21 protein-coding genes are annotated in these 22,678 nt (G+C 57.1%); 9 read left to right on the top strand and 12 right to left on the bottom strand.

The annotated features are described in order from the left end of the window. The first annotated feature begins 166 nt into the window (after positions 1-166). Positions 167-874: a class I SAM-dependent methyltransferase gene (locus V7773_RS09445; protein ID WP_336073146.1), complete on the top strand. Its 708-nt coding sequence runs from the start codon at positions 167-169 to the stop codon at positions 872-874. 20 nt (positions 875-894) lie between these two features. Here V7773_RS09445 and V7773_RS09440 read toward each other — a convergent pair whose 3' ends face one another. Together V7773_RS09440 and V7773_RS09435 are read right to left on the bottom strand one after the other, a co-directional pair. Beyond that, entirely contained in the window at positions 895-2,661 is a 1,767-nt protein-coding gene (locus V7773_RS09440; protein WP_336073145.1) for a S8/S53 family peptidase, read from the bottom strand. Positions 2,662-2,829: 168 nt separating this feature from the next. Beyond that, positions 2,830-3,123, bottom strand: coding sequence for a hypothetical protein (locus V7773_RS09435; RefSeq protein ID WP_336073144.1), 294 nt, complete (start codon positions 3,121-3,123; stop codon positions 2,830-2,832). Positions 3,124-3,340: 217 nt separating this feature from the next. Between V7773_RS09435 and V7773_RS09430 the strand changes: the two genes are divergently transcribed. Then, the gene (locus V7773_RS09430) at positions 3,341-3,646 is read left to right on the top strand and encodes an NIPSNAP family protein (RefSeq protein WP_039011797.1); all 306 of its coding nucleotides are present in this window, start codon (positions 3,341-3,343) and stop codon (positions 3,644-3,646) included. A 97-nt stretch (positions 3,647-3,743) separates the two neighbouring features. Here the strand turns inward: V7773_RS09430 and arsH are convergent, their stop codons facing one another. After that, positions 3,744-4,478 carry an arsenical resistance protein ArsH gene (gene arsH / locus V7773_RS09425; RefSeq protein ID WP_336073143.1) on the bottom strand — a complete coding sequence of 245 codons (735 nt, stop codon included), beginning with the start codon at positions 4,476-4,478 and terminating at the stop codon, positions 3,744-3,746. 206 nt (positions 4,479-4,684) lie between these two features. Here arsH and V7773_RS09420 point away from each other — a divergent pair, with 206 nt between their 5' ends. After that, positions 4,685-5,401 (top strand): class I SAM-dependent methyltransferase, encoded by a 717-nt coding sequence (locus V7773_RS09420; RefSeq protein WP_336073247.1) that lies wholly within the window; start codon positions 4,685-4,687, stop codon positions 5,399-5,401. 23 nt (positions 5,402-5,424) lie between these two features. On the opposite strand, the gene V7773_RS09415 is transcribed toward V7773_RS09420, so the two are convergent. From V7773_RS09415 to V7773_RS09405, 3 genes are all read right to left on the bottom strand, one after another. Further along, the gene (locus V7773_RS09415; RefSeq protein ID WP_072347460.1) at positions 5,425-5,586 is read right to left on the bottom strand and encodes a DUF2986 domain-containing protein; all 162 of its coding nucleotides are present in this window, start codon (positions 5,584-5,586) and stop codon (positions 5,425-5,427) included. Positions 5,587-5,884: 298 nt separating this feature from the next. After that, entirely contained in the window at positions 5,885-7,351 is a 1,467-nt protein-coding gene (locus V7773_RS09410) for an FAD-binding oxidoreductase (RefSeq protein WP_336073142.1), read from the bottom strand. Continuing rightward, complete coding sequence (locus V7773_RS09405; RefSeq protein ID WP_336073140.1) at positions 7,348-7,965, bottom strand: YebB family permuted papain-like enzyme; 618 nt, start codon at positions 7,963-7,965, stop codon at positions 7,348-7,350. Before V7773_RS09405 ends, V7773_RS09410 begins: the two co-directional genes overlap by 4 nt. 112 nt (positions 7,966-8,077) lie before the next feature. Between V7773_RS09405 and V7773_RS09400 the strand changes: the two genes are divergently transcribed. Then, positions 8,078-8,812, top strand: a complete 735-nt coding sequence (locus V7773_RS09400) for a helix-turn-helix domain-containing protein (RefSeq protein WP_336073139.1) — start codon at positions 8,078-8,080, stop codon at positions 8,810-8,812. A gap of 29 nt (positions 8,813-8,841) precedes the next feature. Here V7773_RS09400 and V7773_RS09395 read toward each other — a convergent pair whose 3' ends face one another. Beyond that, positions 8,842-9,870 carry an alpha/beta hydrolase gene (locus V7773_RS09395; RefSeq protein WP_336073138.1) on the bottom strand — a complete coding sequence of 343 codons (1,029 nt, stop codon included), beginning with the start codon at positions 9,868-9,870 and terminating at the stop codon, positions 8,842-8,844. Positions 9,871-9,895: 25 nt separating this feature from the next. Then, positions 9,896-10,342 (bottom strand): cyclophilin-like fold protein, encoded by a 447-nt coding sequence (locus tag V7773_RS09390; RefSeq protein WP_336073137.1) that lies wholly within the window; start codon positions 10,340-10,342, stop codon positions 9,896-9,898. A gap of 125 nt (positions 10,343-10,467) precedes the next feature. Here V7773_RS09390 and V7773_RS09385 point away from each other — a divergent pair, with 125 nt between their 5' ends. Continuing rightward, positions 10,468-11,361 (top strand): LysR family transcriptional regulator, encoded by an 894-nt coding sequence (locus V7773_RS09385; protein ID WP_336073136.1) that lies wholly within the window; start codon positions 10,468-10,470, stop codon positions 11,359-11,361. 189 nt (positions 11,362-11,550) lie between these two features. On the opposite strand, the gene V7773_RS09380 is transcribed toward V7773_RS09385, so the two are convergent. The 4 genes from V7773_RS09380 to V7773_RS09365 form a co-directional block, all read right to left on the bottom strand. Then, entirely contained in the window at positions 11,551-11,976 is a 426-nt protein-coding gene (locus V7773_RS09380; RefSeq protein WP_336073135.1) for a hypothetical protein, read from the bottom strand. Between the two features lie 348 nt (positions 11,977-12,324). Continuing rightward, positions 12,325-12,765, bottom strand: coding sequence for a hypothetical protein (locus V7773_RS09375; RefSeq protein ID WP_336073134.1), 441 nt, complete (start codon positions 12,763-12,765; stop codon positions 12,325-12,327). Beyond that, complete coding sequence (locus V7773_RS09370) at positions 12,765-15,590, bottom strand: RHS repeat-associated core domain-containing protein (protein ID WP_336073133.1); 2,826 nt, start codon at positions 15,588-15,590, stop codon at positions 12,765-12,767. Before V7773_RS09370 ends, V7773_RS09375 begins: the two co-directional genes overlap by 1 nt. 17 nt (positions 15,591-15,607) lie before the next feature. Further along, positions 15,608-17,461 (bottom strand): DUF6531 domain-containing protein, encoded by a 1,854-nt coding sequence (locus V7773_RS09365; RefSeq protein ID WP_336073132.1) that lies wholly within the window; start codon positions 17,459-17,461, stop codon positions 15,608-15,610. Positions 17,462-17,551: 90 nt separating this feature from the next. Between V7773_RS09365 and V7773_RS09360 the strand changes: the two genes are divergently transcribed. The 4 genes from V7773_RS09360 to V7773_RS09345 are packed head-to-tail and all read left to right on the top strand — an operon-like array spanning position 17,552 to position 22,678. Continuing rightward, positions 17,552-18,034 (top strand): formate dehydrogenase subunit gamma, encoded by a 483-nt coding sequence (locus V7773_RS09360; protein WP_063321514.1) that lies wholly within the window; start codon positions 17,552-17,554, stop codon positions 18,032-18,034. Next, the gene (locus tag V7773_RS09355) at positions 18,028-19,587 is read left to right on the top strand and encodes a formate dehydrogenase beta subunit (RefSeq protein WP_336073130.1); all 1,560 of its coding nucleotides are present in this window, start codon (positions 18,028-18,030) and stop codon (positions 19,585-19,587) included. The genes V7773_RS09360 and V7773_RS09355 overlap by 7 nt, the downstream gene beginning before the upstream one ends. Continuing rightward, complete coding sequence (gene fdhF / locus V7773_RS09350; RefSeq protein ID WP_092222001.1) at positions 19,584-22,460, top strand: formate dehydrogenase subunit alpha; 2,877 nt, start codon at positions 19,584-19,586, stop codon at positions 22,458-22,460. Before V7773_RS09355 ends, fdhF begins: the two co-directional genes overlap by 4 nt. Continuing rightward, positions 22,457-22,678 (top strand): formate dehydrogenase subunit delta, encoded by a 222-nt coding sequence (locus V7773_RS09345; protein ID WP_072347469.1) that lies wholly within the window; start codon positions 22,457-22,459, stop codon positions 22,676-22,678. The genes fdhF and V7773_RS09345 overlap by 4 nt, the downstream gene beginning before the upstream one ends.

The raw sequence follows: 22,678 nt of genomic DNA, 5'->3' as shown, positions 1-22,678 counted from the left end.
ACAGGCTGCCGGGCTTTCCAAAAAGGATGTGATCGTGAGGGCGCGCGGGAGCTATGAAAAGGTGCGGACCTTCGACACCTATGGGGCTTGACAGCCCTGGCATACTCAAAGCGTAGCCACATCCATCGCGGTACATCCCATCACGACGCAAAGGAAGGTGCTCTCCATGCGCAATGAAGAACTCAAGGCCTTATTCGACCAGCAGGCCGCCGGCTATGACAAGCAATGGGCGGGAATGGCGCCTATTCGTGATGCCCTGTACAGCCTGCTCGACGCCGTATTCGCTGACTTACCGGAGAATGCCCGGATTCTCTGTGTCGGCGTGGGCACCGGTGCGGAACTGGTCCACCTGGCCAAGCAGAACCGCGGCTGGCATTTCACCGCGGTTGACCCCTCGGACGCCATGCTCGATATCTGCCGGCAGAAGGCGGTACAAGAAGGCTTCCTGTCGCGTTGCAGCTTTCACCAAGGTTACCTCGACGCGCTGCCTGCCGAGCCTGAGCACGACGGCGCTACCTGCTTTCTGGTGTCTCAATTTTTGCTCGAGCCACAGACCCGCATAACTTTCTTCCACGAGATCGCCCGCCGGCTCAAGCCGGGCGCAATACTGGCAAACGCCGACCTCGCCGCCGACATCGAGTCACCTGCCTATGAGGCACTGCTGCGCAACTGGATGACGCTGATGTCCTCGGCAGGCGTACAGCCGGAGATGCTGGCCAGAGCTCGTGCCGCCTACGCCCGCGACGTGGCTATCTTGCCGACACAGCAGGTCGCCGGTCTCATCGAGACCGCTGGGTTCGAGGCTCCGGTACAGTTCTTCCAGGCGGGGCTGATGCATGGCTGGTTCTGCCCGCGCAAGCAGACATCGTCTTGAGTTGGACGGGACCTTGGCTTTTAACGCACGCGGTCGCGGCTTTGTGCGGCCAGGTCCAGGGCCTTTTGCATGTCCAGCCGCGCTGAGCGGCCGACGTCTTTGTCGTTGAGTTGATAGCGACGCTCCGACGGCAGGATGGGCGCGGTGAGGTCTTCGGCGTCCATCTGTTCGAAGTCGTGGTTGTCGCCGATGGTCATGGCGCTGCGGCGTAGCAGCATGCGCAGTTGCTCGGGTTGCAGTTGCGGGTTGATGGACAGCATTGCCGCCAGCAGTCCCGCGACCATGGGCGTGGCGTAGGACGTGCCGCAATGCACTGCGCCTTGCTGGTCGGCGTTGGTCGTCGAGGCGTGGGCGCATGCGGCGGCGGTGATGTCGACGCGCATGTCGATGTTCGAGGAACTGCGCTTGACTGCATAGGCCGGGTCGTCGACGGCGACGTCGGTATGCTCGCTGCGCTGGTGCCCGCCGACCACCAGTAATTGTTCGGTGATGAAGGAGGAGGGCAGGCGATATTCGTCGCTGCCCGAGAACGAAGCGCCATTGCCGGCGGAGTTCACCACGATGACGTCGGGATGTTCCTTGCGCAGCCAGAGGAAGAATTCCTCCAGCAACTCCTCGTATCCACCCATGGCGATGCCCGAGCGCAGCAGTGAGTCGACGTCATCGCCTTTGACGTCTTTGGCGCCGACGCGGTGGATGCCCCAGCTCCAGTTGAGCACGCGCGCACCGTCCTCCACGAGGTTGACGGAGGCGGCGATGTTGGCGGTGATCCCGGCATCGGAATTCCGCTCGACGATGACTTCGAAACCGCCGCTGGCTTTGTCCAGGCCACGGAGAAAACCAGTGTTGCCGTTGTCGTCCCAGCGCGCGGCGAGAATGCCGGCGACGGTTGTGCCATGGTTGTCCGGCTTGTCTGCATCGCGGGCGTAGACACAGGTGCGCGGCGGTGAGCAGGCGCCGAGGTAGTCTGCGAAATCCGTCGTGTCGAAATCCACATCACGCTCGATCAGGCCGATGCGTACCGGTTGCGGCTGGATGGGCGGCTGTCGTGCGGGGATGCGTCGTTGGTAATAATTCACCGCGTCGAGGAAGCGATTCGCGGCCCACTCATCGGAGTCCAGGGCAGGCTTCTTCGGTTCTTCAGGATGGTCTGCGGCTTGCTCGGTTTCTTCGGCCGAGGACTCTTCGATGACCACGGCGTCCACGCTGGTCTCGCTGCCCAGGCGCAACACCAGGGCGTCACGCTGCACCAGGTCCTTGGCCGGCAGGCGAAGTTGGTACAGGTTCAGCGGCGCGATGCTGCCGACCACCGTTGCCCCATACCTGCGGGCCAGGCGCTCGGCTTCCTGACGGCCGTCACGGTCTTCCTCGATCAGCACGCTGACCAGGTCGAGGTAGGTGGTCAGGCCATCCATGTTCTTCGCTACTTCGTGCGCTCCGGCGGCCAGTACGTGACTGTTGCGCAACGTCAGCCAGGCGGCATTGCTGGCGCGTGGGCCGTCCTGCAGCGAGAGCGGGCCGCTCTGGTAGTCGGTGCTGTCCAGGCGCAAGCGCAGGTTGTCCCCTTCGCGTTGGATCGTGTCTGCCGGTATCACCTTTGCGCCCAGTTTCAGTTGCGGCGTTGCGTTGCCCAGTCCGCGCACGGTCAGGCACCAATCCTGGCGCTGGCTTTGCAGCAGGTCGCCGCAGCGTTTCAGGCTTTCCAGGCACAGCGGTTCAGGCACTGCGACCGCCGCGCTGGCAGCCAAAGAGAACAACGTAGCGAGGGCAGCGGATCTTAGAGGCATGAGCCAGGTTTCTTTGCCGAGGGTCTTGTTGCTCCGACTGTTACCTTGCTCGCTTTGTTCAGCGGGATAACGCTTTCAGAAGCTATCGAGGCGCACTTTAACAGCTGCTTGCCGCGCCAGCTCGATCATGTTTCCTTTCCTCGATTTTTCCATTTTTCCAGCCAACCGTTACACGCGCTCAACATGAACTCGATACCTGATATCTCGATCAAAACTGTCTTCCGGGTTTTCATAAGCTTCCAGTGTTTCCAAGAACCCTGTGCACTCAAGACTCGCCAGATCCTCAAGGGTCCAATCAAAGGGGAAATCGCTGGAAAAGCTTTCACCCTGATATTCAACCCATCGGAAAACCGGGAAGGGCAGGTAACCGAGCCACTCTGACCGATAGGTAATCTCGTCGGATTCGCCGCTCGTCACCACGGCGTGGATCTTGTTCTTGATGGTTGCTTGGCGTTCATCCATGGTGTTTCGATCCTGGTTGATGATTGATCGCGGGCGTCAGGCACTGCGATAGCAAGCGCCGCATTTGTTTTTTGAGCGCTCGATCCTGACAGGGAAGTAATGATCCGGGGGATGAGCGGGAGCGAGCAACGAAGTTGTTCGGCCAATGGCAATCATCGACGACATGCCTCATATCCTGTGTAGAATCCGTTTTTTTAGTTTTCAAAGGATTGAGCCCATGATTACTTGCCATGTCAGGTATGTCATTGACCCCTACCAGATCCCAGCTTTCGAGAGCTACTCGCGCCAATGGATCGAAGTGGTGACCCGAATGGGGGGCGTTCATCATGGCTACTTTCTCCCCGCCGAAGGCGCCAACAACATCGCCTACTGCCTGTTCAGCTTTGCCAGCCTGGCCGACTACGAAAACTATCGAAGGAAAGCCGAACAGGATCCAGCGTGCGTTGAATTGGTGACCCAGGCGACGGAACAACGATTCATTCTGAGTTATGAGCGTAGTTTCCTGCGCCCTGTCCTGGATTGAGCGGGTGGATGCTTGAATCAATGCCAGATTTCAAGCCATGAGCCAACGTCCGTTAAAGTTCTACATCACACCGAAGAACCTATCACTATCGCTGCACCTAGATAGACCTCTGGTTAACGCGTTTGGAGAGCGCTTCGGCGCTTTCCTTGCGCTCGGAGTAGCGGTCGACCAAATAGGTTTCTCTGCCGCGCACCAGCAAGGTGAACTTCATCAGTTCCTCCATGACATCGACGACCCGGTCGTAATAGGGCGATGGCTTCATGCGCCCGGCTTCGTCGAACTCAAGGAAGGCTTTGGGGACGGAGGATTGATTGGGGATCGTGACCATGCGCATCCAACGCCCCAGCACACGAAGTTGGTTCACCGTGTTGAAGGATTGTGAGCCGCCGCATACCTGCATCACCGCCAATGTCTTGCCTTGGGAAGGACGAACCGCGCCCAGCGCGAGCGGGATCCAGTCGATCTGTGCCTTGAACACCGCCGACATCGAGCCGTGGCGTTCTGGCGAGCACCAGACCTGGCCTTCCGACCACATCACCAGGTCGCGCAGTTCCTGCACCTTGGGGTGATCGACGGGGGCATCGTCCGGCAATGGCAGCCCGGACGGGTCGAAGATCGCGGTTTCGGCGCCCATGAGCTCCAGCAGGCGCGCCGCTTCGCGGGTCAGCAACTGACTGAAAGAGCGCTCGCGGGTTGATCCATACAGTAAAAGTATGCGCGGTTTATGTTCTGGTTCTGCGCCCTTTGCGAGTTTTTCCGCTGTTGGTAAGTCGAAGAGTGACAGGTCAAGGTTTGGGAAGTCATGCGGGGTTTCGCTGGAGAACTCAGTCATTACACAGCTCCAATTCGGTCCAGAACATACGGAAAAAAGCATATTCGTATTTCCATATGTTTATCGCAAGTCGCAATTGGTTGGCCGCGCAAAATTTTGCCGATGGAAAACGATATTCCTTATGGGAATGCTGCGCATAAAATTAATGAATTTTTATTATTCCTAAGCGAGGTGTAGCTTGATTTCAGCACATGGAGAACTGCGCTTTGAAATCATCCTCGTTTAATTCAGCGGAAAAATTTGATACCTCACGGGCCAACGAGTACGGCCGGCAGAGCCGCATTGCGCTCGCGGGATACGACGCCTGCCAGGACCTGGCGGCGTGCATGCTGGCGGCGACCCTTGGGAACGTGGGTTCGGCGAAAATACTGGTGGTGGGCGCCGGCGGTACGGCGCAAGAGATCATTGCAATGGCCAAGTTGGAGCCGGGTTGGCACTTCACTGCCATCGACCCCTCCGAGCCTATGCTGGAGGCCGCGAAGCAGCAATTAGCCGCAAACAACTTGCTCGGAAGAACCGCCCTGCATCTTGGGCACGTTGAAGACCTGGTAGCCAACGGATCGTACGATGCTGCCACCTTGATCGGTGTACTCCATCATCTCGACGGGGATGAAGCCAAGTCGAAAATATTGCGGTCCATCCAGGCTCATCTAAAGCCGGGGGCGCCGCTGATTGTCGCCGGGAACCAATATGCGTATGCCAGTCAACCGTTACTCCTTGCGGCCTGGGGGCAACGGTGGCGACAGCATGGCGCCAGCCCGGAAGAAGTGACGGTCAAGCTTGGCAAGATTCTTCAAGGCGCCGATCCTCCACATTCCGAGGCTGCGGTTCAAAAACTGTTGAGTGATGCGGGATTCGGCAGTGCTACCCGGTTCTTCAGCAGTCTTTTCTGGAGCGCCTGGTTAACGTGCAAAACGGCCTGAGGATGGAACTTCAGCGACGTGGATCAGCTTTCCGGCGGCGTGATGGGGGCGTCGCTGGCTTCAGCCGCCAGTTTCAGTCGGTCGGCTTTGCTGATGTATGGAGTCTTGTTTTTGGGGGCGAGCTTGGCACTGGCTTTTTTGGCGTTAGCCTTCAATAACTGGTTTATTTTCTTGCGGCGATTCATGGTGTTCTGCTCAGCATGTCAATTTTCCGGATGGTATCAGCTTTCCGTTTTTCCAGGCTTTTTCCTGACTTGGCTATGGACTTCACGCGGTGCTCGATAATGATCGAGTTATTTGGGGCCTCTAAGCGGATCGCCGAAGTTTGAAGGTAAAAAACTTCTTGAAATGTCGGTCTTCAGACTGCCTTAAGACTTTGCCTGCAAGTTGGCAGCATCGGTTCCCAGCGACCGGATCGAGGCTGGCGAATGAGGTAGCAACCGGATTGCGCGTCATTGGCAGTAGTTGCCATTCGGCCGGACGCTACCCCACGTAGTACTTATCCCAAAGTTTGTTCCGGAATCGTTTGTCTGGATCGAACCGTGCCTTGAGTGCGAACAACTGTTGTGCACCAGGGTAGGCACGCGAGAATTGCTGTCGCGTCGCATGCAATTGATAGGGCAGGTAGTAAGTGCCCCCGAACGCCAAGGCAATATCGATCAGCTCGCGCGTCCATACGCCGACCTTCTCGCGGTCGGCCACGCCGACGTGTTGCCAGTAATAAAGTACGAATGAAAAGACTTCCTCCCGCGCCCAGGACAGGCACGTATGAGGGTCGGGCGGCGAGTGTCGGATGGAGATGTTGATGGCATCAACGTCATGGGCTTTCAGTAGATTGGCCATTTGTATTGCAAACGCGTTGAAGTGGGCTACTGGTACGAAATATTCCTGCAACGCGTAGGTACTGTTGTGGGTAGCGATCGGCCCGAGCGAGGCGACGTCCCTGCTGGCCTCGTAATTGCGGCGTACCACTGGGTGGCTGAGGTAGCGCAATGGGTCGACGACATCCTTGCGAATCAGCGGGCCAACGGGGAGTCTGGCCACGCCCCACATGATGGTTTGATCCAGGGTGTACGATTGTCCCGGTGCGACCAGCCGATCTTCGACGGTCAGCTCTTTTTCCGTGGTGCGCCAGGTGATGGCGGTGGCTTGGTCAAAGTGAGGCGGCGCCAGATCGGCGTTGTGCAAGATTGCCTGGTCGTTTCCGCGGATCTGGTCATTGAAGAACTTGGGGTAATCGGCAACCGGCATAGGATGTACTTGGCGCTCCATCGTGACGTTGGGTGCCAGGTCCAGTTCGATCTCTGTGATGACCCCCAACGCGCCATAGCTACCGATGGCTGCGTGAAACAGATCGGTGTTTTCGGAGCGAGAGGCTTCCACTACAGAACCGTCGGCGAGCACCAGTTGCAGGGCTCGTACCGAGTTGCTCAGCGGCCCGGCACCGACGTAACGCCCATGAGCATTGACTGACAGCGCCCCGCCGACCGTGAAGTTGGCATAGCTCTGCATGATCTTTACCGAAAGGTCATGGGGGTCGATGACGGTCTGCAGATCGCGCCAGCGTATCCCTGACTGCACGCGTATGACCTTGTTCTCAGGCGAATAGCGTATGACCTGATTGAACTGACGCATATCGAGGTGCAGGCTGTCCTCGGTGGCAATCTGTCCGCCCATGCTATAGCGACCACCACCGATGCTCACCGGGCCAGTCCACAGGGTCAACGCCTGACATATCTCATAGGTGGTACATGGAGCAAGCTGACGGCTCACCCAGACTGGGTTGAGCAATGTCACGTCGTTAACTAGCACACCCGAAGGTGCTGCCCATGACGACCAGGGAGACAGTACGCCGAAGGCAATCCCGGTCATGCCAGCCTGAAGCAGGCTGCGCCGGGTGAGACAGGGCGACGATCCTGAAAGGGTGGGTGCTCGCGCGTCGTTGATCATGCAGTGCCACTCAATTGGGAATCGAAGACCACGCGTACGTGCGGACTTCGAAGCAGGCTGGCCGGAGTGACAGTACGACGTCGCCACGGAATTCGACCGAAGTACCACAGTCGCCAGAAAGCGAGATTCGGATTGGCGTTATTTTGCAGCAAGGTCGCGAATGTCTCCTCTTCACCGAGCTGGATGTTCGTCGCTTCACCGATGACCTCACGAACGAAACGAGAACAGAACTGGCGCCGCGAGCTTAAGTTGAAGCCTGCGTCATAGAACGTACCTAAGCGATGACCAGCGGCGTTCTGGAGTGCTGTGCGTTGGGTGTCCGTGAGGGGTAACGCGAGCCTCGCGACTGCGCAGCGTCCATGCTCGGAGCGTTTGAGAAACTGGGTCATTGAGGTGGTTCGCGCAAGCGGAAACGTACTTTCCGCAATCAACGGTTCATCGCCAAGGTCGTCAACCACCACTCCCACATGATTCGTCCATGAGTTCGTCGCGCTGGCGACTTCGAGGAAGGGCCGGGCGGTGACGCGGATGAACACAATATCTCCAATTCGCAAATCGCCAGTGGGTGGTTCGCCGGGTGTGTGGGGAACGTGCGCTACGGTTTTGATAGACATGCTGACTTCTCGGCTCTTCTGAGTCTCAAGCATCGGAGGAGGTGGCGAAATTCGCAACTTGTTCGTTAATATTTCGCTAAGCTGATACTAGTAGTATCGGAAATCAATACTTATGACCCAGATTGCCCAGCTCATCTCCACCCTAAAACAACGCCTCAAGGCCGCCGGCATGACCTATCGCGACGTTGCTCAAGCGCTCGATCTGTCGGAGCCCAGCGTAAAGCGTCTGCTCACCAACGGTCGCCTGACGCTTGAACGCCTTGCCCAGTTCTGTGAGTTGCTGGGCCTGACGATGGCGGAATTGCTTCAGGAGGCAGAGCGATCGACCCCACGCCTGCAAATGCTGACATGTGAACAGGAAGCGCAACTGGTCTCGAACGAAAAGTTGTTGCTGGTGGCGGTGTGTGCACTGAATCACTGGTCGCTGGAAGACATCGTGTCCGCCTACTGCGTGTCAAAAGCTGAGTGCATCAAGAGTCTGTTGGTGTTGGAGCGGATGGGGCTGGCGGACCTGAAACCGGGAAATCGTATCAGGTTGCTGGTCGCGCGAGATTTTGATTGGCTGCCGGACGGCCCTATCCGACGGTTCTTCCTGCGGCAGGGGCTGCCGGATTTCATGGCGAGCCGATTCGACGTCCCCGATGAAACCCTGCACTTTGCCCATGGCATGCTGACCAAGCCCGCTTACGCCCAGTTGCAAGTCGAAATCCACAAGTTGCGCAGCAAACTGGCGGCGCTTCACAACGAATCGTTGAGCGCACCGCTGTCAGAGAAACGAGGGACTGCGCTGTTGCTGGCGATGCGGGTTTGGGAGCCGCAAGTATTCAGTAAGCTTAAGCGGGGGTAGGTCGATAGGCCACTCGACTGGGCCAGATATTACTTCAGATGGCTCTGGAAGAAGTTCGTCAGCTTATCGAACGGAATGAGGTCGACCCGATCATAAAGATCGATATGGCCTGCCCCGGGAATGATGACAAGTTCCTTGGGTTGACCGGCGAGCTTGTAAGCCTCCTCGCTGAACTCCCTGGAGTGCGCATCGGCGCCAGCAATGAATAACATCGGATGAGGCGAAATGGTCTTGATGTCATTGAGGGGATAAAAAATCATGAACTTGACGTTGCTTGTCAGCGTCGGGTGCGTGGTCAGGTCTTTGGACGAGCTCGATGGCGTGAACTCACCGCGCGGGGTGCGGTAGAAGTCATAGAACTCACGTTGGATAGGGTGCGTATTGTCGTCCAACTGATGCACCGTACCGCTGGTGTAAAGCGTTTCACCGCCCGCGAACTCCACATTACGCTGTTGTGTGGCCTGCGCGATGATAGCCCGGCGCTGTTCAAGCGTTTGGGAGTGCTTCAAACCGTTGCGATTGACGGCTCCCATGTCATACATGCTCACCGTTGCGATGGCTTTCATGCGTGGGTCAATCTTGGCTGCACTGATCACGAAGCTGCCACTGCCGCAGATGCCGATTGCGCCAATCCGCTCTTTATCGACAAAAGGCTGGGCGCTGAGAAAGTCCACTGCGGCGCTGAAGTCCTCGGCATAGATATCCGGCGAAACCGCATTGCGCGGCTGCCCCTCGCTTTCGCCCCAGAATGACAAGTCCAGGGAAAGGGTCACGAAGCCTCTTTCCGCCATTTTCGTGGCATAGAGGTTGGCGCTCTGTTCCTTGACCGCGCCCATCGGGTGGCCTACGACAATCGCCGGATTTCTGGCCTTGCCATTGAGTTTCTTGGGAATGAACAGGTTGCCGGCTACGTTCATTTGGTACTGGTTCTTGAAATTGACCTTTTGTACGGTCACGTCGTCGCTGGTGTAGAAGTTATCTGCGCCGTTGGACATATCGGCTCCTATTGCTGAGAGCGAACTGATAAGAAGGGTTAATAAAACGATGATCTTTTTCATTGGGAGTCCTGTCGATGTGGAGTAATCAGTTTTTGGAAAACGTCACTTGCACACTCCGCCGACCCAGCGCTTGAGCCAGTTTCGCGGTGTCATCCACTTGCCCCAGACGGGTGTAGGCGTAGGTAGAGTTGAAGTTCGTGTAAAAGACGACCAAGGTGTCCGGGCCGTACAGCATCAGGTCGCCATTGCGGATCGTTCCTGGCTGGTTTGCTTCGGCAGGTAGCGCTTGGGGCAAGGTGGCGTATTTCTCGTTATGGTTGAGATCGTTCATTTCCAACGTCAGCGGCAAAAACGTGACAAACGCGCGGGTAGCCGCGTTGTTGGCCAAGGTGATGGCGAAGCGTTGTTCGCCGACGGTCATCCACATTGCGGTTTGCTCCGTTTTCGAAGATGCCGACGCGGCACCATTCGTCGTTGCGTAGCTGCCAAGCACGAGCATCACCGCCAGCAAACCAAGCCGGACCGATTTCATCGCAGTTGCGCATTTATTCCTGTTCATGGCGTTAATGGTGACTTGGGAACGGTTATGCGACTATCTAATGAATGCTTAACAAGGTTATAAGCAAGGCTAATTAGTTGGCTTGGATGTGTTTCGCCATGATCAAAAGAAATCTCAATGACCTGCTGTCTTTCGTCACGGTCGCGCGCGAAGGCAGCTTCACGCGCGCTGCCGGGGCATTGGGTGTCACACAATCTGCACTGAGCCAGGCAATCAATGGCCTGGAAGCACGCTTGCAGATCCGGTTATTGACGCGGACCACTCGCAGCGTTTCGCCGACCATCGCTGGCGAGCGGCTGCTGCAAGCGATAGGCAATCGCTTCGATGAAATAGAAACGGAGCTGGATAGGCTGACGGAGATGCGCGACAAGCCCGCAGGCACCGTACGCATCACCTGCGGTGATCATGTCTTGCGCACGACCTTGTTACCCAAACTTACCGGGTTGCTGCACGACTACCCGGATATAAACGTTGAATTTGACGTGTGTTACGGATTTCGAGACATCGTCTCGGATCGGTTTGATGCGGGTGTGCGCCTGGGCGACACCATCGATAAAGACATGGTTGCCGTTCCGATAGGCCCTCCATTGCGGATGGCTGTTGTCGCTTCGCAAGCGTACTTCGCTGCCCACGCCATTCCCAAGGCCCCGCGCGACCTGATGAGCCATCGCTGTATCAACCAGCGCATGCAGACATCAGGCGGGCTCTATGTCTGGGACTTTGAGCGGCGAGGCAAACAGGTGAACGTGCGAGTGGACGGCCAGCTGATTTTCAATACGTCGACCCATATCGTGCAGGCGGCAGTGGCCGGGCTGGGCGTTGCCTACCTGCCAGAAGAAGAGTTTGAACCGTACCTGCAAGAAGGCCGGCTGGTGCGCGTGCTGGAAGATTGGTGCCCACCGTTTTCAGGCTACTATTTGTACTATCCCAGCCGGCGGCAACCTTCGCCTGCATTTACGCTGGTTGCCAACGCATTGCGCCAAGCCCATTAAGGACGAGTGCCGGTTCAAATAAGCGGATCCGGCGTATGTCTTGCTCGTTCAGGCAGCGCTGATTCACGGGTACGGCTTTCAAGTAGTCGCTTTCAGTGCTGTTGCATTGAAACCGGGCGCTCAAATACCTCTAAAGAAACGTTACGGCTTGGGGCAAGCCGTAACGTTTAGTAACTCACATGCTAGTCCTCATGAGAATCTCGATATCCACCAAGTGATATAGGTTTCAAGGTGATTGTTTGACCATGATATGTATTTCAATCCCTGGTGGTTGGTCAGGTGTTTTACAGTCAGCGTCTCGGATTTACTTGCTGGATGCCTTTCGAATACGGCGTCTGATGCTTTCGGAAAGTAGGATATGGCAAATAATCGTCCGTTTATAAAGCTGAATTGCGCAGGGCCGGTGCTATTGTTCATTTTGTAGTTGGGTACTTCAAGTATTTTTAAAGAGAATTTTTTTCGAAGAAGGCCGCTGTTCTTTTCTGAGCTTTCTAGGAGTACAGGTTTGTAGCCTTCCGCTTCAAGGAAATCCAATGTTTGATCAACAAGACTACAGCTATTGAAGTTGTTTATTAGTGGGGGTGGAGAGTCCTCGCAAACACGTTCAATGTTCACGGATTCCTGGTGTCTGAGTCCAGCGGCCGCAAAAAACACAGTTGCCAGAGCAATCAGTACTGCTAATGTTTTCGACAGCTTAAGAATAGTATTAATGGTATGCACCTTCAGAGCTTGCCTTTGTCCCAGGCTGCGTCGGGAGTTTCGTACCGCTTGGCCATCGTGGGTTCCTGCCTTTGATGGCCGCGGACTTTGAGTCCCGACGATTGCTGGGGTCAAATGAGTTTCAGCTGATTTCGTACAGAGCCTAGTCCGCCTTGTCTGAAGAGCGTGCACAAAGCTGTTTTAACGCAGATGAGTAATCGCAAAACTAAACTCTTGTCACAGGTTGCTGATTTTTAAATAGAATTAAGCACTACATTTGGCGGCAACTCGCTGCCGCCAAGTTACAGAGAGCGTGTAGAAGCCTAGGTCTGGGTTGAACTCAACCTCTGCATGCAATGCGCCCTTACAGTACTCGCTGATGAGGCCACTACCATTTATCGGATGCCATCCAGTTGACTCGAGACCTGATTTGTAATAATCAAAAACCTGGCTTTGAGTCAGTGAGGTCTTGTATCGTTTTGAAGCTATTGCTGTGCTCATCTTATGATTGCTCGATTCGTTTATGAGTGCAGCGCCGTCAGGAGGAGCTATTTTTTCAACTTCGCGAATAAGCACTGAAATATTAACGTAGCTATTTTTTTGCTCTCTTTGAGCAGTGGCCCAATAAAAAACAATGGATAGGACAATCAAGACAAGAATAGCTTTGGCCGACAGGATAAGGTTGTTGCTTGCTTTTTTCTTCATTATTTGTTTGTCTGGCTGTTAACTGACCCAGGAGTTATCGCACCACCAATCCCAACTCCGATATTAATTGCTGCGCCGGCAGCGTTTCCAGCAAAAGCGCCGCCAAAACCGTAGTAATAGCTAGTCGATGCTCCATAACCAGTCAAATAGTTATTCAACTGAAGTTTTGATGGTATGAGTGGAGATAGAAGAAAACCAGCTGATGCATTTATGCCAAACCCACTGCTCGGGTATCCGCGTGTAACACCGCAGCCACAAAATCCGTCACCGTATCTGGTATAAGTCACACTGCATGTCATCATGTAAGCACTTGCCTCGGCGGAGACATAGTCTGGTGCATAAAGATTCCGCCATGTTGAGGCTTCCCTTGCTTGTGCAGCCTGAACTGCAGGCGAATTCATAGTGAACTGCGCTTTCCCGTAGTTAGAGAGTTGATCAGCACTCATGCCACTTACTCCTGGGAATGCTGATTGCAGTCCCCAGAAATCGAACTTAGAAATTGGGTTCCCCTCTGCGTACATATAGGTATTAAGGCCGCCATTGAGTCCAATCGGATCACTCTGCACATAGCGCCCAGTCTCCGGGTCGTAATCCCGAAAATAGTTGTAGTGAAATCCAGTCTCTGCATCGTAGTACTGCCCGGGAAAGCGCAGGTTAATTGTTAAAGTTCCGCTGGCTGCTCTCCCACCGAATGCGGGGGAATTCCACTCCCATACCTCTAATCCCGCCGCGTTCGTTGCGCTACGCGGTGTATTGAGATGGTCACTGTGGAGATGGAACACGGTGCTGTTTGCAGGTGCGCCGTTTGCGCTGTAGGTCACACTGATTCCACCCAAGGGCATCCCTTCGAGCCAGATATAAAACTGACTTGTCCGCTTGTTACCCTGCTTGTCGAACAGGGTCTCCCCAAGAAGTTCTCCACTCAGTCCATAGATAAACCTGGTGGTACCCTGCGGCGTACTTTTTTCCGTTCGTTGTCCGAGAGGGTTGTAGCGGAACCAAGCCTTGTTTTCTCCATTGATTTCCACCCTGCTCAGGCGATTCTGTTCGTCGTAGAAAAATTGGCGGGTGACGCCGTAGGTGCGGTCTCCGGTCAGGTTGCCTGACGCATCGGTATCCACTGAATAGTGGCCTGCCTGCACCATCCGATTACTGTTTGCCCCATATTGATAAGACGTGCTTGCGGTGAGACCAACCTCGCCGTCAACCAGGAAATCGAGTGCTGTCCCAGTGCGGTTGCCTGTCGCGTCATAAACATGAGTCAGCCGTTGGGAAGCTGTTGCTACTTCTATCAGACGATCCAGCGCGTCATAGCTGTAATCAAGGTTGCCGAGTGAACCGCGCCGCATTTGGGTGATATTTCCATGGGCATCATAGGTGTAGATCTTGCTCTGGCCGGCAACGGTTTGAGCGGTCAGCCGGTAGTCCAGATCGTAGGTACGTTGAAGCGTAGTCCCGTTGGCCCAGGTCAGGCTTTTAAGCGGACCGAAAGGTTGATACGTGATGTTACTGGCAAACGTGGTCAGTTGCCCTGTGCCGCGCCGGATCTGCACTTGGCTGATCTGTCCAGCGGTGTTGCGTGAGTAGACGATGCCGAAATCCGCCGGATAGTCGATCTTGCTCAATCGATTGGCTACGTCGTATCCGTAACCTACTCGTTCTGGCTGAATCACTGTATTTGCGGGCGCTGTTTGCCGCTGGGCTGTAACGTTGCCTTGGGCGTCGTAGGTGTAATTCAGTACCCCCGTGGCGTCCTCCAAGGCGGTCAGTCGGCCGATGCCTTTGTTACCGGCGGCAATTGAATCGTAGTGGAACTGAACGTCCAGTGCCGGGTTCGTCGGATAGCGGCGGGCGGTCAGGCGATTGAGCGCATCGTAGGTAAAAGTCGAGACCACACCACGCGCGTCCACCTGTTGCGTCACGTTGCCTGCGGCATCGTATTGGTAGTCAGTGGCGCCGCTGTCAGGGCTGTTCACCCGCGTCAGGTTTCCCAGGCCGTCGTATTGATATTGAGTGGTTGCACCACGTGGGTCGCGGACTTGCGTGAGGTTATCTTGAACGTCGTACTCAAGTTGAGTGATGCCATTGAGCGGGTCAGTATTCGTCACCCATCGGTTCAATGAGTCAAAGGCCCGTTGATGGCTGTGATTGCGGGGGTTGGTCAGCATGATCGGATTATCGTTAAGGTCGTACTGGGTCCGGCTTGTCTGGCCGGCAGCACCCACTGAACGCAGCAAGCGACCCAGTTCGTCATACACCCATTGATGTTGTCTGGTCAGATGACCGGTCTTGTCCTTGATCCTTACCGCAGTCCGGTTCCCCATCGGGTCGAGATCAAATTCGATCTGTTCCCCTGCGTTATTGCTCACTCGAATGAGCCGCCTTGCGTCGTCCCAGGTGTAAGCCGACCAGCTATTGTCTGCGCGAATTATCTTTGTGATGTCGCCCACGGCATTGTGTTCAAGGCGAACTGTGCCGGTAGCGTTACTCAGTGATTTCACCCAGCCTTGTGGTGCATAGGTCAGGTTTGTAATAACACCATTGGAATCGACAACTGTCTTAGGATTGCCGGCGACATCAAAGTTGGAAAATCTGGTGGTGTGGCCGAGCGCGTTGATAATGCGTACCAGATGTCCTTTGGCATCGTATTCATAGCGGGTAATGTCACTTACATCTGTTCGGGGCCCATCTGACGACTCCAGCAGCCCCTGGGTATTGTAGGTGAACGACCAGCCACGTTCGGCAGCTTGGCAAAGGGGAAGGGTGGTAATGGTTCCACCGAAAGCGAGAGTGAGCAGAGCAACCCTGCATGTCAATATGTTCATATTCAGATCCTTCTGAATTAACGTGAGATTATTGTTTTACTGAGCTGGCGCCCTTGAGTGTCGTAGGTGTATTGAATGGAGCGATCCGGTTCGTTGATGCGCACTGGGGAATACAACGTCGGGTGCCATTCGGTGGTGATTGTTCTCGCTTGAGGAGTGCCGCTCGCTTCCGTGCGAGAGGTTTCCAGGCCACGGTCGTTGTGGAGATAGGTGGTTATATTGCCTTTGTTATCTGTTTTTGTTGTCAGCAGACCGCGGGTGTCGTAGGTGAAAGTTGAGTTGCTATCGGGACAGGTGGCCGATGGAAAACCTGTAATGGATTTGATGCGTTTGATGCCTTGAATCAATTCAAATTGATAGTGCGTCTGCTTGCCCAAAGCGTTAGTGACTGTGGACGATCCATCACTGTTGTAGTTGACCAGGACTTTTTCAGCTCCAGCAGCGTGCTCACCTGAAATGGCGCGTCCTTGTTCATCATAGGTCCATGTGGCGTAACGTACCCCGCGTTCATCGATAATGCCGGTCAGCAGTCTGCGGTCGTTGGGGTCTTGATAAAGGTATTGTTTGTTTTCTGTATGGTTTGGATGGTTTTTGATCATCGAAGTAAGCTGTTTGTAATCATTGTAGGTGTAGCTAATGTTTACGTTGTTCGCTGTGACGGTAAGAGGTTGCTTCTTTGCGTCCTCGGTAAACGTTAAGGTGTTGCCAAAGCCGTCAGTGACAGTTGCAATGGTATTTAAGTATGTGATGTTTAGTGCGATACCCGATTTGATGAGCGCTATGAGCCTTCCGTCGCTGTCAAACTCAAGTACGTGATTGTTGGAGGCATGATAGCTCCAGCGGTTTGACAGGCGGGTGAGCTTGCCCGTTTCTGGTGGTTTACCCTTATACGACGTACCTTCCTTTTCGAAATAGGAGAGGTTTCCATTATGATGAATAAGCGTGATCAGGTTCTCTTCGAAACTTAGTCTGGATGAATAACCATGTCGCCATATTCCATCGGTGCTTCTATAGGACTTTGAAAACTCGAGTGGATTTAAAGATGAATGTGAGTTCGAAACAGAGTAGTCACTTTCGAGTTGTATTTTATAGCCTGTTGCGAAATTTATCGGATTTCCCGTTAGGCTTGAAGGGCAGCTGTTGTCCACCCCTTGGGCTTCGCATTGTTCGGTGAAGTTATTAAAAGCTTTCCCGCCTTCGCATGAGTTGCCATGCCGGTATATCGATATGGCTAGATTATCATCGGGCCCGTCACCATAGAAAAGGTTACAGGTCCATTGGTTTTCCCTTGAGGTGGGAGTGGCAGAGCCGTATTCATACATTTCGTACTCAGTGTTTTCGTGCAGAAATCGACAGGCTAGTTCTGGGGATAGATGATTTTTCTGTGGTCCCTGCCAATCCCAAGCTTCCGGTTGAATATGCCAGTAATATTCCTCTGCTGTTGTGTTAAAGCTAGTGGCAAGCAGTGAGAGTGTCAGAGAGTATGAGGCGAGTATTTTGGGCAACATTGGGCGTCCTTGCGGTTTTTTAGGTTTTAAACTCCCTTGATGATCTCTTGGTGCGACGCTGTGAAAAAGATACATATATAGTGTGTTTGTAACCTTGTGTTGTGATCCAACAAAGCACTCGCCACGCTGCCAGTCAGGAAAACGACCAATAGCCACCGATCGCTGCGGGTCGCCTACACTCACTTGTGTATTTGACTTCCCGCGGACGCAGGGCAACTTTTCACGCCTAGTCGCTTTCAGAACACGTTTCGTCGTCCATGTGCAATCGCCAACCCCCGGGAGTGGCAAGCTGTGAGGATGCCCCGGATCAGGTGCGCCAAAGACACCTGGCCGGAGAGCGAGAATGGCGATCGGATGTGCCACGCGACCGTGACGTGGGCCGGCCGCCGCAGCCAAGACTCCGGACGGCTGCCGCTATGCGGTGGTGTCGTTCGAGATGCCGAGGTACGTTATATGCCCGATGAGACGCTTCACCTGCCTTTGATTCACAGCGTGCTTGCGCGCGAAAAGGACACCCCCGGTGCCTTGCTGCCTATTCTCCATGCCATCCAGGCAGGCTGCGGGTATGTCCCCGACAGCGCCGTCCCGGAGATCGCCCACGCCCTCAACCTCAGCCAGGCTGAAGTGCGCGGGGTCATCAGCTTCTACCACGATTTCCGCACCACGCCGCCGGCGCGCCATACCCTGCGCCTGTGCCGGGCCGAGTCCTGCAAGAGCATGGGCGCCGAGACCCTGGCTGCGCAGTTGCGCGAGCAATTGGCGCTGGACGATCACGGTACCAGCGCCGATGGAAGCATCAGCCTGCGGCCAGTCTATTGCCTGGGCGCCTGCGTCTGCTCGCCGGCCCTGGAGCTGGACGGGGAGTTGCATGCGCGGATCACGCCTGAGCGTCTGCGTCAGTTGGTTAATGATTGCAGGGAGGAGGGCGCATGCTGACGCTCTGTATCCCCCGCGATTCGGTAGCCCGTGCCGTGGGCGCGGACAAGGTGGCCGATGCGTTGGTCCTTGAGGCTGAGCGTCGACAGCTGCCGTTGACGGTGTTGCGCACCAGTTCCCGAGGCCTCTATTGGCTGGAACCGCTGGTGGAGCTTGAAAGCGCCGGCGTCCGGTTGGGCTTTGGCCCTGTCACACCGGCCGATGTGCCGGGCCTGCTGGATGCGCTGGCAGGCGATCCTGGCAGCCATCCGCTGGCCCTGGGGCCGGTGGAGGAGCTTCCCTATCTCAAGAGCCAGCAGCGCCTGCTGTTTGCGCGCGCCGGCATCACCCAACCGCTGTCCCTGGACGATTACCGTGCCCAGGGCGGTTTCCTGGGCCTGGCCCGGTCCATCCAGATGGATGGCGCTGACGTGGTCGCCAGCGTGCTCGATTCCGGCCTGCGCGGTCGGGGCGGTGCGGCGTTCCCGGCGGGCATCAAGTGGCGCACGGTGCGCGATGCCGTGGGTGCACAGAAGTATGTGGTGTGTAACGCCGATGAAGGCGACTCCGGCACCTTCGCCGACCGCATGTTGATGGAGGGCGATCCCTTCCTGCTGATTGAAGGCATGATCATCGCCGGCCTCGCCGTAGGCGCGACGATGGGCTACATCTACGTGCGTTCGGAATACCCGGCCGCCATCAGTACCCTGAACGATGCGTTGCGCATTGCTCGCGACGCCGGCTATCTGGGGGCGAACGTGAGCGGTAGCGGCCGCACCTTCGACATTGAGGTTCGTGTCGGGGCCGGCGCCTATATCTGTGGCGAAGAAACCGCACTGCTCGAATCCCTCGAGGGCAAGCGCGGCACGGTTCGCGCCAAGCCGCCACTGCCAGCGATTCAAGGCCTGTTCGGGCTGCCGACGCTGGTGCACAACGTGGTGACCCTGGCCTCGGTGCCGATCATCCTGGAGAAGGGCGCGCAGTTCTATCGCGACTTCGGCATGGGCCGTTCCCTGGGCACGATGCCGTTCCAACTGGCCGGCAACGTCCGCCAGGGCGGTCTGGTGGAGCGCGCCTTCGGCCTGAGCCTGCGTGAACTGGTGGAAGGCTACGGCGGCGGTACCGCCAGCGGTCGCCCCCTGAAAGCCGCGCAAGTGGGTGGGCCGTTGGGGGCCTGGGTGCCGCCTTCGCAATTCGATACGCCGCTGGACTACGAGGCGTTCGCCGCCATGGGCGCGATGCTTGGCCACGGTGGTGTGGTGGTCGCCGACGACAGCCTGGACATGGCCCAGATGGCCCGGTTCGCCTTGCAGTTCTGCGCCGAGGAATCCTGCGGCAAGTGCACGCCATGCCGGATCGGCTCCACCCGTGGGGTGGAAGTGGTGGATCGCTTGATCGCCAGCACCGAAGCCGGTGCTCGTCAGGAACAGGCCCTGCTGTTGCAGGATCTGTGCGACACCCTGCAATACGGTTCGCTCTGTGCCCTCGGTGGGATGACGTCCTACCCTGTCGCCAGCGCCCTCAAGCATTTCCCCGCCGACTTCGGTCTGGCGACCACGGAGGCCGACCAATGATCAACATCTTCGATCCCAGCACCGACATCGACCTGGGCACCCCGGCGCGTGAAAGCGACGTGCAGGTCAGCCTGACCATCGACGGGCGTGAAATCAGCGTCGCCTCCGGCACCTCGGTCATGCGTGCCGCGGCCTTGCTCGGCACCACCATCCCCAAACTCTGCGCCACCGACAGCCTGGAGGCGTTCGGTTCCTGCCGCATGTGCCTGGTGGAGATCGACGGCATGCGCGGCTATCCCGCGTCCTGCACCACGCCGGTAACCGAAGGCATGGTGGTGCGCACGCAAACCTCCAAGCTCGCCACGCTGCGGCGCAACGTGATGGAGCTGTACATTTCCGACCACCCGCTGGACTGCCTGACATGCCCGGCCAATGGCAACTGCGAATTGCAGACCGTGGCGGGGCAGGTGGGCCTGCGCGAAGTGCGCTACGGCTACGAAGGCGCCAATCACCTGGCTGAGGCCAAGGACGTTTCCAACCCGTATTTCGACTACGACCCGAGCAAGTGCATCGTCTGCAACCGCTGCGTGCGTGCCTGCGAGGAAATCCAGGGCACCTTCGCCCTGACGATTACCGGACGCGGCTTCGATTCCCGGGTGGAAGCGGCCGGCGGTGACAACTTCCTCGATTCCGAATGCGTTTCCTGCGGCGCCTGCGTGCAGGCGTGCCCGACGGCGACCCTGATCGACAAGAGCGTCGTGGAGATCGGCCAGCCGGAGCGTAGCGTCATTACCACGTGCGCCTACTGCGGCGTGGGTTGCTCGTTCCGCGCCGAGATGAAAGGCGAACAACTGGTGCGCATGGTTCCGGACAAGAACGGCCAGGCCAACCACGGCCACTCCTGCGTCAAGGGCCGCTTCGCCTGGGGCTACGCCACGCATCCTGACCGCATCACCAAGCCGATGATCCGCAAGCACATCAACGACCCATGGCAGGAAGTCAGTTGGGATGAGGCGGTCACTTACGCCGCCAGCGAGCTGCGCCGCATCCAACTGAAGTACGGACGTGACTCCATCGGCGGCATCACCTCCAGCCGCTGCACCAACGAAGAAACCTACCTGGTGCAGAAACTGGTGCGCACCGCCTTCGGCAACAACAACGTCGACACCTGTGCCCGTGTTTGCCATTCGCCCACCGGTTATGGTCTCAAGCAGACCTTGGGCGAGTCCGCCGGTACCCAGAATTTCGACTCGGTGATGAAAGCCGACGTCATCCTGGTGATGGGCGCCAACCCGACTGACGCGCACCCGGTGTTCGGCTCCCAGCTCAAGCGCCGCCTGCGCCAGGGCGCACGGCTGATCGTCATCGACCCGCGGCGCATCGACTTGGTGGATTCGCCTCACGCCCGTGCCGAGCTGCACTTGCAACTGCGTCCGGGCACCAACGTGGCCATGCTCAACGCGTTGGGCCATGTGATTGCCACCGAAGGCTTGATTGACCAGCCTTTTGTCGACGCTCGCTGCGAGGCGGCGGACTTCGCGCGCTGGCGCGATTTCGTCAGCCAGCCGGAAAACTCCCCCGAGGTCCTGGGCCCGGTGTGTGGCGTGCCTGCCGAGCAGATCCGCGCCGCGGCACGGCTCTACGCCACCGGCGGCAATGCCGCCATCTACTATGGTCTCGGCGTCACCGAACACAGCCAGGGCAGCACCTCGGTCATGGGCATTGCCAACCTGGCCATGGCCACCGGCAACATCGGTCGCGAAGGTGTCGGGGTGAACCCGCTGCGTGGACAGAACAACGTCCAGGGCTCCTGCGACATGGGTTCGTTCCCCCACGAACTGCCCGGCTACCGGCACGTTTCCAACGAAACCGTACGCGCCCAGTTCGAACAGGCGTGGAACGTGACCCTGCAACCCGACCCGGGCCTGCGTATTCCGAACATGTTCGAGGCCGCGCTGGACGGCACCTTCAAGGCGCTTTATTGCCAAGGCGAGGACATCGCCCAGAGCGACCCCAATACCCAGCATGTGACGGCCGCGCTGTCCGCTTTGGAATGCGTGATTGTCCAGGACATCTTCCTCAACGAGACGGCCAAGTTCGCCCACGTGTTCCTGCCGGGCAGCTCGTTCCTTGAGAAGGACGGCACCTTCACCAACGCTGAACGTCGCATCTCCCGCGTTCGCAAGGTGATGGATCCACTGGCCGGCAAGGCCGACTGGGAGGCCACCATCGCCCTGGCCGACGCCCTGGGCTACAAGATGCACTACAACCATCCTTCGCAAATCATGGATGAAATCGCCCGCCTGACGCCGACTTTCAGCCGCGTCAGCTACGCCGAACTGGATCGTCACGGCAGCCTGCAATGGCCTTGCAACGATGCCGCGCCGGACGGTACGCCGACCATGCACATCGACCAGTTCGTACGTGGCAAGGGCCGTTTCATGCTCACCGGCTACGTGCCCACCGAGGAAAAGGTCAACAGCCGCTATCCACTGCTGCTGACCACCGGACGCATCCTCAGCCAGTACAACGTTGGCGCCCAGACCCGACGCACCGACAACGTGGCATGGCACGAGGAGGACCGGTTGGAGATTCACCCAACCGACGCCGAGAACCGCGGGATCGTCGACGAAGACTGGGTGGGCATCGGCAGTCGTGCCGGGCAGACGGTGCTGCGTGCGAAGGTGACCGAGCGGGTGGCACCGGGCGTGGTCTACACCACGTTCCACTTCCCTGAATCGGGCGCCAACGTGATCACCACCGACAACTCCGACTGGGCCACCAACTGCCCGGAATACAAGGTGACCGCGGTCGAGATCGTGCGGGTCAGCCAGCCTTCGGAATGGCAGAAGCGCTACCAGGCCTTCAGTGATGAACAGGGACGCTTGCTCAGGGAACGTCGCCATGCCGAGAAGGCGGAGGTGCGTCGATGAGCTCTGACAGCTTGATAAAGATGGCCAACCAGATCGCCCAGTATTTCGCCAGCGAGCCGGATCATGCGTTGGCGGTGAATGGCGTGCGCCAGCACATCAAGAGCTTCTGGACGCCGGGCATGCGCCGGCAATTGCAGGGTTGGCAGCAGATGCATCCGGGGGCCGTCCTGCACCCCCTGGTGCTGGAGGCACTGGCGGAGCCGGAGGAGACGACCTAG

Source organism: Pseudomonas sp. 3JA, assembly GCF_036961705.1.
Lineage (GTDB): Bacteria > Pseudomonadota > Gammaproteobacteria > Pseudomonadales > Pseudomonadaceae > Aquipseudomonas > Aquipseudomonas fluorescens_Q.
The sequence above is the reverse complement of the archived record's forward strand: the minus strand, read 5'-3'. Positions and strand labels throughout refer to the sequence as shown.

Coding starts and splice junctions, on each gene's coding strand:
- V7773_RS09445 (WP_336073146.1), top strand. CDS start 167: ATGCGCAATGAAGAACTCAAGGCCTTATTCGACCAGCAGGCCGCCGGC.
- V7773_RS09440 (WP_336073145.1), bottom strand. CDS start 2,661: ATGCCTCTAAGATCCGCTGCCCTCGCTACGTTGTTCTCTTTGGCTGCC.
- V7773_RS09435 (WP_336073144.1), bottom strand. CDS start 3,123: ATGGATGAACGCCAAGCAACCATCAAGAACAAGATCCACGCCGTGGTG.
- V7773_RS09430 (WP_039011797.1), top strand. CDS start 3,341: ATGATTACTTGCCATGTCAGGTATGTCATTGACCCCTACCAGATCCCA.
- arsH (WP_336073143.1), bottom strand. CDS start 4,478: ATGACTGAGTTCTCCAGCGAAACCCCGCATGACTTCCCAAACCTTGAC.
- V7773_RS09415 (WP_072347460.1), bottom strand. CDS start 5,586: ATGAATCGCCGCAAGAAAATAAACCAGTTATTGAAGGCTAACGCCAAA.
- V7773_RS09410 (WP_336073142.1), bottom strand. CDS start 7,351: ATGATCAACGACGCGCGAGCACCCACCCTTTCAGGATCGTCGCCCTGT.
- V7773_RS09405 (WP_336073140.1), bottom strand. CDS start 7,965: ATGTCTATCAAAACCGTAGCGCACGTTCCCCACACACCCGGCGAACCA.
- V7773_RS09400 (WP_336073139.1), top strand. CDS start 8,078: ATGACCCAGATTGCCCAGCTCATCTCCACCCTAAAACAACGCCTCAAG.
- V7773_RS09395 (WP_336073138.1), bottom strand. CDS start 9,870: ATGAAAAAGATCATCGTTTTATTAACCCTTCTTATCAGTTCGCTCTCA.
- V7773_RS09390 (WP_336073137.1), bottom strand. CDS start 10,342: ATGAAATCGGTCCGGCTTGGTTTGCTGGCGGTGATGCTCGTGCTTGGC.
- V7773_RS09385 (WP_336073136.1), top strand. CDS start 10,468: ATGATCAAAAGAAATCTCAATGACCTGCTGTCTTTCGTCACGGTCGCG.
- V7773_RS09375 (WP_336073134.1), bottom strand. CDS start 12,765: ATGAAGAAAAAAGCAAGCAACAACCTTATCCTGTCGGCCAAAGCTATT.
- V7773_RS09370 (WP_336073133.1), bottom strand. CDS start 15,590: ATGAACATATTGACATGCAGGGTTGCTCTGCTCACTCTCGCTTTCGGT.
- V7773_RS09360 (WP_063321514.1), top strand. CDS start 17,552: ATGCCCGATGAGACGCTTCACCTGCCTTTGATTCACAGCGTGCTTGCG.
- V7773_RS09355 (WP_336073130.1), top strand. CDS start 18,028: ATGCTGACGCTCTGTATCCCCCGCGATTCGGTAGCCCGTGCCGTGGGC.
- fdhF (WP_092222001.1), top strand. CDS start 19,584: ATGATCAACATCTTCGATCCCAGCACCGACATCGACCTGGGCACCCCG.
- V7773_RS09345 (WP_072347469.1), top strand. CDS start 22,457: ATGAGCTCTGACAGCTTGATAAAGATGGCCAACCAGATCGCCCAGTAT.